General features: G+C 56.7%; 11 protein-coding genes and 3 tRNA genes. 11 read left to right on the forward strand and 3 right to left on the reverse strand.

Annotation, left to right across the window (positions count from 1 at the left end; all coding sequences use genetic code 11):
• Positions 1-248: 248 nt before the first annotated feature.
• On the reverse strand, positions 249-2,246 hold the full coding sequence (locus ABD982_RS01185) for a glycosyltransferase family protein (RefSeq protein WP_345443694.1): 1,998 nt from the start codon (positions 2,244-2,246) through the stop codon (positions 249-251).
• A 74-nt stretch (positions 2,247-2,320) separates the two neighbouring features.
• On the opposite strand from ABD982_RS01185, the gene ABD982_RS01190 reads away from it, so the two are divergent.
• From ABD982_RS01190 to ABD982_RS01235, 10 genes are all read left to right on the forward strand, one after another.
• Entirely contained in the window at positions 2,321-3,055 is a 735-nt protein-coding gene (locus ABD982_RS01190) for a DUF6270 domain-containing protein (RefSeq protein ID WP_345443697.1), read from the forward strand.
• A 99-nt stretch (positions 3,056-3,154) separates the two neighbouring features.
• A complete protein-coding gene (locus ABD982_RS01195) occupies positions 3,155-5,374 on the forward strand; it encodes a RecQ family ATP-dependent DNA helicase (RefSeq protein ID WP_345443700.1) in 2,220 nt (739 codons plus the stop codon).
• Between the two features lie 13 nt (positions 5,375-5,387).
• On the forward strand, positions 5,388-5,900 hold the full coding sequence (gene tadA / locus ABD982_RS01200) for a tRNA adenosine(34) deaminase TadA (protein ID WP_345443703.1): 513 nt from the start codon (positions 5,388-5,390) through the stop codon (positions 5,898-5,900).
• Positions 5,901-6,118: 218 nt separating this feature from the next.
• Positions 6,119-6,649, forward strand: a complete 531-nt coding sequence (locus ABD982_RS01205) for a TetR/AcrR family transcriptional regulator (protein WP_285835636.1) — start codon at positions 6,119-6,121, stop codon at positions 6,647-6,649.
• Between the two features lie 48 nt (positions 6,650-6,697).
• Positions 6,698-6,788: transfer RNA gene (locus ABD982_RS01210), tRNA-Ser, on the forward strand.
• Between the two features lie 100 nt (positions 6,789-6,888).
• Complete coding sequence (gene upp / locus ABD982_RS01215; RefSeq protein WP_345443709.1) at positions 6,889-7,527, forward strand: uracil phosphoribosyltransferase; 639 nt, start codon at positions 6,889-6,891, stop codon at positions 7,525-7,527.
• Between the two features lie 420 nt (positions 7,528-7,947).
• Entirely contained in the window at positions 7,948-8,721 is a 774-nt protein-coding gene (locus tag ABD982_RS01220) for a winged helix-turn-helix domain-containing protein (RefSeq protein ID WP_345443712.1), read from the forward strand.
• 124 nt (positions 8,722-8,845) lie between these two features.
• Positions 8,846-9,622: an alpha/beta fold hydrolase gene (locus ABD982_RS01225; RefSeq protein ID WP_345443714.1), complete on the forward strand. Its 777-nt coding sequence runs from the start codon at positions 8,846-8,848 to the stop codon at positions 9,620-9,622.
• Positions 9,623-9,756: 134 nt separating this feature from the next.
• A complete protein-coding gene (locus ABD982_RS01230) occupies positions 9,757-11,802 on the forward strand; it encodes a BCCT family transporter (RefSeq protein WP_345443716.1) in 2,046 nt (681 codons plus the stop codon).
• A gap of 45 nt (positions 11,803-11,847) precedes the next feature.
• Positions 11,848-12,375, forward strand: coding sequence for a SixA phosphatase family protein (locus tag ABD982_RS01235; protein WP_345443719.1), 528 nt, complete (start codon positions 11,848-11,850; stop codon positions 12,373-12,375).
• A gap of 109 nt (positions 12,376-12,484) precedes the next feature.
• Here the strand turns inward: ABD982_RS01235 and ABD982_RS01240 are convergent.
• Positions 12,485-12,576, reverse strand: a tRNA-Ser gene (locus tag ABD982_RS01240).
• 285 nt (positions 12,577-12,861) lie between these two features.
• Positions 12,862-12,949: transfer RNA gene (locus tag ABD982_RS01245), tRNA-Ser, on the reverse strand.
• A 111-nt stretch (positions 12,950-13,060) separates the two neighbouring features.
• Here ABD982_RS01245 and ABD982_RS01250 point away from each other — a divergent pair.
• Entirely contained in the window at positions 13,061-14,053 is a 993-nt protein-coding gene (locus ABD982_RS01250) for an NAD(P)H-quinone oxidoreductase (RefSeq protein WP_345443721.1), read from the forward strand.
• The last annotated feature ends 30 nt before the right edge of the window (positions 14,054-14,083 follow it).

The following is a 14,083-nucleotide window of genomic DNA, read 5'->3' on the forward strand; positions in this document are numbered from 1 at the left end:
TATCTGGCAAATATGTAGAAGTTGATATCTGACCATTCGCTACCCTCAAATTTAGAGTGAATCCCCTTGCTAGATGACGATTTATGGTTAAAGGTAGCGAAGAGGAGCGTTGTTTCATATAGTTGCGCTATAGGGCTCTTTATGGATTTCTTACCTATTTCTCATCATTAAACTGTAGGTTTATCTAATACAGAAGAAGTCATGTCCAGAAAATGGACTCTACAAACCCTCTGAATGTTTATAATCCCCTAAAAGAAAATGTGCTCTTGGCTCAAACCAAAGTGATGTACCTGAGCGTTGGCAAGAATCTCCGCATCACTTACCCGCCAAGTGTGCTCACTGCCCTCTCCTGGTGCACGGCGAACCTGCACAAAATTGAAACGGTCAGCAGCGTAGAGTCGGCCTCCAGTTGCAACCACGTTTTTCAAAAAAGCGGTGTCTTCGCCCGTATTGACCGCCTCAAAAGGGTGCGCTTCAAAGACTTCGCGGCGCGCAGTCAGAGTGGGTCCAGCCAGAAAGTCCGTAAACCGGTGTTCCCTCTCGCCAGCACGCAAGACCGTGGCTTTGCTACCAGCCAAGTGCATGTAGTAGGCCTGTTTGCCCACCACATCAGCGCGGGAAAAATCTAGTGCATGCAACTGATCCTCCAGATAGTGTTGACCATACAAATCATCGTCATCCATCTTCGCAAGAATCTGACCATCAGCCGCAGCCACCAGAAGGTTAAGGCACTCACCCAGAGAGGTTTCTGCGCTGGCACTGAGCTTGCGCGCGTCTACCAGCCCGGCGTCTTCGGTCAGCTTGGCAAAGGCAGTGTCGGTCAGCTCAAAACCGTGGGTCAGCACTACCAGCTGGGCGCGGACAGTCTGTTGAGCCACCTGGCGCATCAGGTGGGGCAACTGCTCTGGGCGGTTAGTGGGAGCCAGGACGCTCACCGTTGGTTGCTGACGCTCACCCACCAGCTGCCTGCCGGTCAGCTGAGCTACTGCGTCCAGTAGCTGCTGCGCCCTGTGGGTATAGGTGTGCTTTCTCCAAATCTCCCGCTGCGCTAGATGTACGCTGCGATCGCGCAATTCACCGCTGCGTAATAATGAGCGCACAGCAATTTCGGCTTCTGCCTTGTTCGCGACAACAGAAATCATACCGGGCGAAAAATAGTTGCCAATCGCTGCTGAAGCGCTGGTCACCACGGGTGTACCACTAGCCAAAATCTCAAAGATGCGGCGGGCACACATGCTGGGGGAATCAACCACTGAGTTCACGTTCAAGAACACCTTATAAGCCTTATAAGCCACCAGCATCTGCTCATAGTTCTGGCTACCCACCACGTGTTCGGCTAACGGTGCGGGGAACTGGTAACGCTCATCCTGCCCCAAAAACCGCGAGAAAATCTCGAAGGGCTCCTTGGTTTTAGCTGCTGCTGAGCGGGCAGCACCCAGAAGAAAGTCCATCTGCTCCCGGCGCTCCGGGTACTTATGAGCAAAGTAGCTACCGGCGAAAGCCACCCCTCGCTCGGCAACCCCGTGGTGAGGGCGCACCGGGTTGTGTACTGCGCTCTGAGCTGCAAAGGCTAGAGGGTAGATACGGTCATGCCCCAGGCGCTGGCGGTAATCAGCAATCTTGTTGGAGTCCGAGGTGAAAACGATGTCGAAGAGGGCAGCTGTATCGATGAAGTCCTCAAAATGCGGGGGGTCCTCCTTATTCCAAAAAACAGAAGGGATGTTCTTTTTTCGGGCGTAATGTAGCATCTCCACTAGCGCTGGGCGTGGGGCGCTCTCGCCCGTTAAGTGGTACTGCCAGGCGCCATCATTACCCGCCCATGCTGATTCAACCAGCAGAAAATCCGGGTGCTCAGCTTCAAGCACCTCCTGCCAGTTTTGCGGAGTCACCGGTAGGCAATTAAACTCATAACCCCAAGCCACCGCAGAAAAATCATCAAGAACGGTAGCTACCTTCAAACCTTCAAACACCGGTGCGTAGTGAGGGTACTCCAGGGGCAGAAAATCTAGCGAATACCCCGCCGGGCTCTTCTTACTTTTAGCCACAGCCGGCACCGCCCCCACTGCCTCCTCGCTGGCTAAACCCACGCCCCGGCGTCCTGCTGTGCCACGCGATGCAAAAGCAGCCCCGCCAAAATGTGAGGACATCAGCTGGCGCCGGCGAAATTTTTTCAACTGTTTAACGCCGCCGTGACGCAGGTGCCAGAATGCTCTGCGTACGTCTGAAGCAGAAAACTGGGGAGGCAAAGGGACTCCTTCGCTAAAATGGAAAAGGGTATACCTAAAGTTACCCCACACCAGCCCACAGGGAAGAGTAACCCATGACCACAGAAACAGAAGTGCACCCAGTCTTTGTGTACGGCTCCTGCGTGGGACGGGACAGCTTCGAGTACTTCCCCAACAGTTACCGCGTCTCCCAGTATGTTGCCCGGCACTCCCTATTAGCTGATGACACCGACGCTAGCTACAAGCTCCCGGCTGACCTCAAACTCGCTAATGCCTTTCAAACCCGCATGCTCCGCGCTGACTGGGGAGCGGGGGCGCTGAATCTCCTGCGCAGCCATGCCAGCCACTTCCACCTCATTCTTTGGGACATCTTCGACGAACGCCACGGAGTGCACTGGTTCAGTAGCGGTGAGGTAGTGACCCGGTCTATTGACCTCGTCAGCTCAGAAACTGCCTTGAGCTTGATTGAACCAGGCACTCACGTACCCTTCGGCGCAGACGAGCACTTTGAGGAATGGGCAGAAAAAGCCATCGACCTGGTGCAAAGTTTCGAGGAGCAGGGTGCCTTGGAACGGGTTCGTCTTCTCAATGTGCCCTGGGCAGAGGTCAATACTGAGGGTCACCCTACCCCTGTGAGCATGGGCGTTACTGCAGCCGAAGCCAACCAGAAAAGCCAGCGCTACTACGCACATCTAGCCGAGCTGGGCGTCCCCACCCTTGCAGTACCCGCAGAACTAGCCGTTGCAGACCCCAACCATCAGTGGGGTGAGGCTCCCTTTCACTACGTGCCAGCTGTCTACGAGTACGTACGCGACGCCCTCACTGACTAGAACTCCCTGATACGGGCACCGTAAGTTCCATGCGTCAATCACTAATACACACCCCATGGAACTCAGACCGCCTAAACTCACCTATGGGAGACTGGAAGCATGACCTCACCCCTGCACCGCGAAGCCCTGGAGCTTCTGCACAAGCTCACAGCTAACCCTGCGGCCCACTTCCATCCCGGTCAGTTTGAATCTATCGAAGCGCTGGTGGAGCACCGCCGCCGCGCTCTCGTTATTCAGCGGACGGGCTGGGGTAAGTCTGCTGTTTACTTTCTCTCCGCCCTTCTGCTGCGACGGCGCGGGGCTGGGCCGGCGCTGATCGTTTCACCCCTACTTGCTCTCATGCGGGATCAGGTAGAAGCTGCCTCCCGTGCAGGTGTGCGGGCGGCGATGGTCAATTCCTCCAACGTGACCGAGTGGGACGAAGTGCGCGAGCGCTTGGCTGCGGGTGAGATTGATGTGCTCCTGGTAGGGCCAGAACGCCTCAACAACCCTGCCTTCCGCGAGGAGTGGCTGCCCACGCTCTTGCGCACCATCGGTCTATTGGTGATTGATGAGGCACACTGCATCTCTGACTGGGGCCACGACTTCCGCCCCGACTACCGCCGTATCCGCGACCTCATCACCCACCTGCCCACCGGTGTGCCGGTTCTGGCTACTACGGCCACAGCTAATGAGCGGGTCGTGCAGGACATCGCCGAACAGCTGGGTGCGAGGTCCCGCGATACCGGCAGTGCTGCTTCTGCCTGGGGAGAGGGAGAGGGCCTTATCCAGAGTGCTGCGTTAGATGATGTCTTTATTCTGCGGGGTCCGCTCTCTCGTGCGTCCTTGCGCTTGGGAGTTTTGAAATTACACGATTCAGAAGCCAGGCTGGCCTGGTTACTGACTCATCTGGGGCAGTTACCGGGTTCGGGCATTATTTATACCCTTACCGTTTCTGCAGCTGAAGATACCGCTGCTGCTCTGCGCTCTGCCGGCTATGATGTGCTACCTTATACGGGCAAAACCGATGCGGACGAACGCCAGGAGGCAGAGGCCGCGTTGAAGGGTAACCGCGTCAAAGCTCTGGTGGCTACCAGCGCCCTGGGCATGGGATTCGATAAACCCGATTTAGGTTTCGTGGTGCACCTGGGTGCCCCCTCCAGCGCTGTTGCCTACTACCAGCAGGTGGGCCGAGCTGGTCGCGGTGCCATTAAGGCTGATGTGCTCCTCCTACCCGGTGCTGAAGACCGGGAAATTTGGCACTATTTCGCCACCGTCTCTATGCCCACCGCAGAGAACACCTCAGCAGTTCTTGCTGCCCTGGCTGAGTCAACAGCGGCAGGCCAGGAGCTATCGGTGCCGGCTCTTGAAACCCGGGTGGACGTGCGGCGCTCTAGCCTGGAGCTATTGCTCAAAGTGCTAGCGGTTGAGGGCGCTACAGAGCGCCGCAGCAAGGGTTGGGTGGCGACCGGCGCCCCCTGGCAGTATGACGCCCCGCGCTACCAGCGGGTGCAACAGGCCAGAGTGCGAGAGCAGGACGCCATGCTGGCCTACCAGAGCACTCAGCAGTGCCGCATGCAGTTTCTGGCCTTTGAACTCGATGACCGTACCGCTGAACCCTGTGGGATGTGCGATGTCTGCGCTGGGCCCTGGTATTCAGCAGATATAGACCCCAAGCTGGTAGAGGGCGCTCGCGGTGCCCTAAGTGGCACCGGGGTGCCCATTGAGCCGCGCGGCATGTGGCCTACCGGCCTTGAACGGGTAGCACCTGGCGCTGTTCACGAGGTAACGGGCAAGCCCCTGCGCGGGCGAATCGCCCCCGAAGAGCGCGCTGAGACTGGCAGGGCACTGGCCCGCCTTACGGACTTAGGCTGGGGCAACCGTCTGCGTGAAATCTTTACCCTGGACGCTAACGGCCAGCCCCAGGATGGACCAGTGCCCGCTGATCTGGGGAGAGCCTGCCTCAAAACTCTTGCTGAGTGGGGGTGGGAGCAGCGGCCGGTGGCACTGATTGCGTTGCCTTCACCGGTACACCCTGTGTTGACTGATTCGCTGGCGCGGGGCCTTGCCCAGGCAGGTAAACTCGCCGATTTAGGGACCTTTGAACTGGTAAAAGAACCAGCACATTTTGGCGGCAACAGTGTTTTCCGGTGCGGTGGTGTGTTGGGTGCCTATCACCTGCCTCAGGCTGCCGCTGACTACCTCGCTACCGATCCCGGCCCGGTTCTACTGGTCGCTGACCGTGTTGACTCCCGCTGGTCCTTTGCCATCGCCGCCCGAACCCTGCGCGCCGCCGGTGCCACCGCCGTCCTGCCCTTTGCCCTGGCAGCTACGCACTAGAAGAAAGGCTCATATGAAGAACTCCCCCTTAGAGCTCGCAAGACGCCAGCCTTTCTCTGACCGGCCCCGCAATCTGTGCCATGAAGAACTCATGCGTCTGGCATTAGAGCAGGCACGTTTAGCCTTGAAGGAGGGGGACGTTCCCATCGGGGCGATTGTAGTGGATGCCCAGGGGCAGGTGATTGGCCGGGGCTACAATCGGCGTGAGGCAGACCATGACCCCACGGCCCACGCCGAAGTGCTGGCGCTGAGGGAGGCAGCCTCCCACCTGGGTAGCTGGCGCCTTGACGGGTGCACCTTGGTGGTTACCCTTGAGCCCTGCCTCATGTGTGCTGGCGCTATGCTTCTGGCACGCTTGCCCTACCTGATAATGGGCGCGTGGGAGGAGAAAACCGGGGCTGCCGGTAGTGTCTACGATGTTTTACGCGACCGCAAACTCAACCACTGGGTAGAAGTGCATGCGGGGGTTTTGGCAGACGAATGTGCCAGCCTTCTCAAGGATTTCTTTCACTCTCACCGACCGTGATAATAGATCCCTCCCAGGACCCGTAGGGTGCACAGACGCGCCCACTTTTGCTGTATCTTTGAAAAAGTAAACAATTTTCTTCAAATAAGAATGGAGTGGGTGTGGTCGGCGAAACTCACAGTTCAGTGATATATGCGCACCAAGTGCCCGTGGTTGAGGCATCAACCAGGCGCCCAGGCCGGACCAACAGAACCCAGCTCAAGTTATTTGAAGCTGCCATGGACATCATGAGCAAGGACGGCCCCACCGCTACCACGGTAGAGGAAATCGCTGAAAAGGCAGGGGTTTCTAAGGGCACCGTCTACTACAATTTCGGGTCGAAGAAGACCATGATTGACCAGCTACTGCAGTACGGTGCCAAGCTTCTTCTAGCTGAAATGTCGGCAGCAGGCGACCACGAAGACCCCAGGGAGGCCCTGAGTAATTCCCTGCACGCCGCGGTGCTCTATCTTGAAGAGCACCCCGGCTTTGCGCGCCTGTGGGTCTCTGAGCTGTGGCGCAGTGATGAGAACTGGTCGAAGACCACCGATGAAATCCGCTCGGATATCATGCGGTTTGTCTGCTCTAAGGTCTCAGCTCTTTCTACCCGCTACGATGTGCGCAAAGAACAAACCATCGAAGGCCTGGCCCTGGTCATTTTTGGGGCCGTCTTCATGCTAGCGATGGACCACACCAGGCACGGTGTTCGCCGCCCCGCCAGCGTCGCTACAGCCACCGCCATGCTAGCTGTTGACGGCTATATTCTCTAGCTTTCCAAGTTGAGATGAACCGCCCCCTAGGGTAGTATTTCGTGAGATGGTGACGTGTCCGAGCGGCCGAAGGTGCAACACTCGAAATGTTGTGTACGGTAACCCCGTACCGAGGGTTCAAATCCCTCCGTCACCGCCAGTTAACCCTGTTTGTCCTAGTGAATCTAGGGTGAGCGGGGTTTTCTTTTTAGATGCGTCTCTTACAGCGGGGCGCAAGGACGACGGAAGGCGCTTTCTCCATGCGTATTAAAGTTCTCAACCACCCCCTGGTGGACCACAAGATCACCGTTCTGCGGGATAAGAGCACCCCCTCACCGATTTTCCGTCAGCTAGTGGATGAGCTAGTTACGCTACTTGCCTACGAAGCGACCCGCGATATTCGTGTGGAATCCCGGGAGGTAGAAACTCCGGTTGCTAAAACTGTAGGATCACATATCGCTAGCCCCCGCCCCCTCATCGTTCCCATTCTGCGCGCCGGTCTGGGCATGCTCGAAGGCATGACCCGTTTGATTCCCACCGCCGAGGTGGGCTTCTTGGGCATGGCGCGTAATGAAGAAACCCTGGATATTGTTACCTACGCCGAGCGTCTGCCAGAAGATCTCACCGGCCGTCAGGTCTACGTACTTGACCCGATGCTCGCCACCGGTGGAACCCTCATTGAGGCTATTAAGTTCCTGCGCGCTCGCGGTGCTGAACACATCACCTGCGTTTGTGTGCTGGGTGCTCCTGAAGGTATTGAAGCCCTTGAAAAGGGCATCGATGGGCTTGAGAACGTTGATCTCTTCTTGGCGGCACAGGATGAGCGCTTGAACGAGAAGTCTTACATCGTGCCCGGTCTGGGCGACGCTGGTGATCGCCTCTACGGAGTAGCCCACTAGTTCTTGATGATGGGCTCCTTCTGGGGTGTAGCTGCTGAGAGCAGTTGCACCCCATTTTGATGCCAGGTAATCTCGCTCCGCGATCCTCTAAAAAAGAATTATTGACTTTTTGCGATGCCTTGTTCTAGTCAGGTTGACCCTGACCGGTAGTAAAAATATTCAGGTTTTTTCACATCACTTATTCTTACTCAAGGTATTAATTGGAAGAATATTCAGAACATAGATATTTTTTGCATAATGAATTCTCCTTGCCGGTGCTATAGTTTAAGAAGAGCCGCATAGATGTCTTAAATGTTACTTGCTTTATCCGCCATATCAGACAAGGATTAAAGGAAAGACGGGCAGCTCACGTTTCACACACATGAACTCGTGCGTCTCTAGAGGTCACACACTCGATGCCCATCGAATAGGGGAGAAAAAATGTCAGGTGCACCGGGATATGTTCACATATCACAGCGAAGCCGCTCCACCGCCCAGCGCCCTCATGTAGCTGGTGTGCAGAATGGCGGTCCGAATAAGCCTCATCCCACTAACCTGCGCCCCATGACTTTCAAACCCGAGCCCCAGCGCACCGTCGCGCAGGAAAACGAAGCTCGCGGCTTCGTGGTCTACGTAGGTTTGAGTGAAGAGGCTGCAGCCTCAAACGGCACCTCCCTGGTGCGCATTGTGCAGGACCTACGAGCTTACGCCCATAACCTGGCACCCGAAGCTGAATCTTACGCCGCCGTTGCCCTGGCTCCTGCCGGCGCAGAAGGTAGCGACCTTGAGGTGGTGCGTAACGCCCTGGGTGATCCCACCGCCGTGCACTACCAGCCTGAGGCACTGCCTACCGCACTGCATCAAGGCTCGGAGGATGTGAAGCCCACCCACTCAGTCGGTGTGCTGATTGATCTTTCCCGCCGCGAGGTCTTTCTGGACGGCGAAATATTGAACCTGACCTACAAAGAATTTGAGCTGCTCAACTACCTGGTAGAAAACGCAGTGCGTACCGTAGCCCGTGAGGAGCTGCTGGTGAGCCTGTGGCGAGATGCTGAAGAAGTGCCTAACGAACGCACCATCGACGTCCATATCCGCCGCTTGCGCTCTAAGCTGGGCCGTCTTTCCAACACCGTGCGCACCGTGCGCGGTCAGGGCTACCGCTTCTACGAGCACCCCGAGGTTGTTGTCTGGGCAGCACCCGAATACTCTATCTAATCCGCTGACGCAAACGATGCGCCACCGTCTGGCTGATGCCCGGCGGTGGCTTTTTCTTGCCCCTGCCTAGGATGTTTTTGGGGTGCTTACCGACGCTTCACACCCTGCCGGTAGAGTAAGGGATATGACTGTTTCACCTCTCTTTACCTCCCTGGTCGGTTCGGGCCCCATCAAAGCGGTGTTTCTGCATGGGTTGCTGGGCCGCGGCAAAAACTTCACCCGTATTGCCAAGGGCCTCGGTGACCAGGCTCAGACCCTGCTCATTGACCTCCCTAATCACGGTGCTTCACCCTGGACGGAGGACTTTGATTACGTGCAGATGGCTGATATCGCTGCGGTGACGGTGGAAGAGTTTGCTGACGGTGAGAAAGTGGTGCTTATGGGTCATTCCATGGGCGGCAAGATTGCTATGCTGCTTGCACTGCGCCACCCCCATTTGGTGGAAAAACTGGTGGTGGTTGATATTGCGCCCGGGGAGTCAAAGGGTAACTTTGAAGTGCTCATGGACGGCATGCTGGCGCTTCCCATTGATACTTACACCACTCGTTCCCAAGCCGGAGCTGACCTTGCCACTAGTGTACCTTCTGAGAGTACCCGCGCTTTCCTGCTACAGAACCTCATCATGGGCAAGGAAGGTAACCGGTGGGAACCTAACCTGGTAATGCTGCGTGAGAATCTGCCCCGCATCATGGCATGGCCGGGAGCTACGGGCACCTTTGATGGCCCGGTGCTCTGGATAGCGGGCGGTGATTCGCCCTATATCACCGATGCTGATACCGCCCCTATGCGTGCGCTTTTCCCCCGCGTCCGCAAAATTTCAATTAAGGGAGCCGGTCACTGGGTGCATGCCCAAAAACCGGAAGAAACGGTTTACTTTCTGCGTCAATTCATAACGGCCTAGGCGCCGCTTACCGCGCTTGCCAGCAGAGTTTGCTAGCCCGTGAACGAGCCAACTGAGCCTCCACATATCGATTCTTGGCCCAAAGAGTAGTACAGTCGATAAGTCAGCAAACTTATAATTAACGGAGCACGTGTATGGACGCCCAGCACCCCAAACCCGCGCATAAAGATCTCACGGTAGAGCCCATTATCTCACCTACCTCAGATAAGGGCCCCACCTTCTCTTACAACAATCCCGCCACGGGAAAGCTACGGCAGGTTGCCCCCGCAGGTTCGCAGAAGGCAAAGGAAACCGCCAAAAAACGCACCACCCCACAGATTTTTCGCGACGTTATTTACCCGCATAACATTCACCCCGCCCTGGTGCCCGGTATTTCTGTTGAAGAGCAGAAAATCAAGTACGGGGTTGATAAGCCCATTCTGGCAACGGTGGGTGCCCTGATCATCGGGTTTGTTATTTGGGGTGTTCTGGCACCTGCTCAGGTGCTGGAAACATCAACCACAGCACTCACCTGGGTCATGAGCAACCTGGGCTGGATTTTTACCTCCCTGGCCGCCGGTCTCATGGTGCTGCTACTTCTCATCGCTTTTTCTCGCTACGGCAAAATACCGTTGGGCGTGGACGGTGAGAAAGCTGAGTTCTCAACAGCGTCCTGGGCCTCTATGCTCTTCGGTGCTGGGATCGGTATCGGCATTATTTTCTTCGGCCCCTATGAGCCCCTGACCTACTACCTCTCACCGCGGCCCGGTGCCTATGATCCCGCTACTGCTGAAGCGATTACCGGTGCCATGGCCCAGGCCGCCCTGCACTGGGGTGTTAATGCTTGGGCCATCTACGCCATCGTAGGTCTAGCAGTCGCCTATGCCTCCTACCGCCGAGGGCGTGTGCCGCTCATGAGTGCCATCCTTGAACCGCTGTTCGGCAATAAGAGCGGATCCTTTGGTTCACGCCTCATTGATGGCATGGCTATTATCGCCACCCTCTTTGGCACCGCCGCCTCCCTGGGTATCGGTGCGCTGCAGATCGCCCACGGTACCAAGCTGGTCACTGGCTGGAGCGCCACCACCAATAACGTTGCCCTCATCATTATCGTGGTGCTGACCTTGGGTACCATCCTTTCTGCGGTATCCGGTGTCTCCAAGGGCATACGCTGGCTCTCCAATATCAACATGGGCCTTGCCGTGCTTCTCGCGGTTTTCGTGTTTATTGCCGGCCCCACCGCCTTTTTGATGAACATCATTCCCGCCACCATTATCGAATACGTTGGCACCATGCCTGACGCACTTTCTGCCAACATGGCAGAGAGCGAAGAAATGCAAGCTTTCCTCTCATCGTGGACCACCTTTTACTGGGCTTGGTGGGTCAGCTGGGCGCCCTTCGTCGGCGTGTTCGTTGCCAAGATTTCGCGCGGACGCACCATCCGCCAGTTCATCTTGGGCGTGCTCTTCATCCCCTCCACCATCATCGTGCTTGCCTTCACCATTATGGGCGGCACCGCCATCTGGATGCAGCGAGAAAGTAACGCGATTGCCCCCGATGGCACTGCGGCAACTATCCCACCGGCCCAAGAAATCTTCTTCGTGGTGCTGGATCAATTGCCCGGTGCGTCCATCATTGCTCCCGTGGTCATTGTGATGCTGGCAATCTTCTTCATCACTACCGCTGACTCTGCTTCGCTCGTGAACTCTCAGCTCTCCCAGCGCGGCAACCCCTCACCGAAACGCCGTATCACCACCTTCTGGGCCCTCTGTATGGCGGGTATCGCCGTGGTTATTCTGATGACCGGCAGCGAAAACGCTCTGCAGGGCCTGCAGAACCTAATCACGGTTACAGCTCTGCCTTTCTCGATTATTCTCATCCTGATCTGCATCGCCTTCCTCAAAGAGCTACGCACCGACCCCATGGCTATCCGCCAGAAGTTCGCCGCAGTCGCTGTTGAAAACGCAGTGCACCAGGGAGTGAGCGAGCATGGGGATAACTTCGCGCTCAAGGTTGAGAAAACTCAGCCCACCAGTGACTACGCCACCGGTGCTGATTTTGATTCAACTGCTAGTGAAGTAACTGACTGGTATGTACGCCGCGATGAAGAGGGCAACGAGGTGGACTACGACTACAAGACGGGTGAATACACCGGGGAAATCCCCATTGTTGAAGCCCCCAATAGCCCCAAGAATAGCTAGGTGCTCTCGCGCCGCCTGCCCTGCCGGCGCGTTACACTGGGGGTTATGAGCGAGTTTTCCCTACCGCGTCACGACGCTAAAACACTGATCATTATGCGCCACGCTGAGGCTGACTGGGGGTTGGACGATTTCAACCGACCCCTGACACGGCGTGGACATGCGCAAGCTTCGAGCGCGGGGCGGTGGCTGGTGCAGCAGGGCTTCGTGCCCGAGATGTTAGTGAGCTCAGCGGCTTTGCGCACCCGCCAGACCACCACCTGGGTTTCTGAAGCGCTGGGGGAGAAAGCCCCCACCGCTAGCTTGGATGAGCGGCTCTATAACGCCCCGTCATCTGCTCTGCTCTCAACCGTTCATCGAGCGCCGCAGGGGGTTCAGGCGCTCATGCTGGTGGCACACTTACCCGGTGTGCAGGACGCTGCCTTGGAACTTGCGCGCCCCGATTCTGACTATGAGGCCCTTATGGATGCCTCCCACGGTTTTTCTCCATCATCGGTAGCTGTTTTTGATGTTTTTGGCGACTGGTCAGAACTCACAACCGCTACCGCCTTCCTCAAAGCCTTCAAAGCCTTCTAATCGGTTGCTCAGTCCCTCACTAAATACCGCGGGGAAAAAAGACCTTGCCCCGGTACAGAAAAACCCCGTCTAACCTAGATTTCACTAGGTCAGACGGGGTTTTTCTGATTGGCGGAGACGGGGGGATTTGAACCCCCGGTCGAGTTTAATCCCGACCCTTCATTAGCAGTGAAGTCCATTCGGCCGCTCTGGCACGTCTCCATGTAGCGTGCGCATCCAGCTCGTCAACGTTGCTTTCAGCATCACAGCTCCCCCAATACTAGCCGCAAAAGGAGCAAGGGTCAAAACGCTGCGTGGTATGTGGTGTCTTCGCCTGGGCTATAGGGCTGAGTATGTTTGCACAGAAATCAGCAGTCACCCGGTTGCTAGTAGCGGGGCAAGGTGTGAACATTTTTTCTGAACATTACTTCGTGATCTGCCGGCCCTGTGTGATCCAGGGGGGGCATACAAAAAGCCCCGCTTCTTTCGAAGCGGGGCTTTAGTTTGCGGATGGTGTGGGATTTGAACCCACGAGACGGGGTTGCCGCCTACTGGTTTTCAAGACCAGCTCCTTCGGCCGCTCGGACAACCATCCAGCGTGCTGAGCACTCAAACAATACTACACACCCAGCATAACTTTGCAAAACATAACCGGTGTGTGCTCACTCTCGTTAGAGTGGGGGTAAGAGAAAACTAAGGAGCAAATATGCGTGCAATACGGGAAATAGACCACGGTGGACCAGAGGTTCTGGTAGTGGGTGACGCACCCCAGCCCGCTGCTGGGCAGGGGCAGGTGGTGCTCAAGGTTGCTGCTAGCGGCATTAACCGGGCGGACGTCATGCAGCGCCGAGGGTTTTATCCACCCCCACCGGGTGAAAGCGATATCTACGGGCTAGAGGTGTCAGGCACCGTGGTTGAAGTGGGTCACGGGGTTCCGGAAGAACTGCTGGGCCAAGAGCGAGTAGCACTGCTGGCTTCCGGAGGCTATGCCGAATATGTTGCCGTGCGCTACGACCATACCCTGCCGGTGCCCAAGGGTGTCAGCCTGGTAGAAGCCGCTGGCTTGCCGGAGGTTGCATCCACCGTCTACTCCAACCTGGTGACAGTCTGCGGTGTGAGCGAGAGCGCTGATGATAACGCCGGGTGCACCCTGTTGATTCACGGCGGGACCGGGGGGATTGGCTCCCACGCTATCCAACTGGCGCAAGCTCTAGGGTTGCGGGTTCTAGCAACTGCTGGCAGCGACAAAAAGTGCGATCGCATTAAGCAGCTAGGTGCTGAGCCCATCAACTACCGCACCCAAAACTTCCGCGAAGCGGCACTAGAGCTTACTGAGGGTAGGGGAGTGCATGTCATCTTGGACGTGGTGGGCGGCTCTTACCTGGATGATAACCTCAAGACCCTGGCTGTAGACGGTTCGCTGGTGATTATTGGCCTGCAAGGTGGGAATAAAGGGAATGTTAATCTGGGCTACATGCTCTCCCGGCGACTCAGCGTCCATGCCACCTCTCTGCGTACGCGTAGCTCGGCGGATAAGGCCGCTATCGTTGCTGGTGTAGGTCGAGTCACCTGGCCCCTGCTGGAAAGCGGGGTCATTTCACCCCACCTGGACCGTACCTTTTCCCTTGATGACGCGGCAGCTGCCCACACCTACTTTGACTCTGGGGAGCATGCCGGCAAAATCCTGCTGGTGCCCTAAAGGTCAGAGCCGAGGAAACTCTTTGTCATA

The organism is Rothia endophytica (genome assembly GCF_039543885.1).
Lineage (GTDB): Bacteria > Actinomycetota > Actinomycetes > Actinomycetales > Micrococcaceae > Rothia > Rothia endophytica.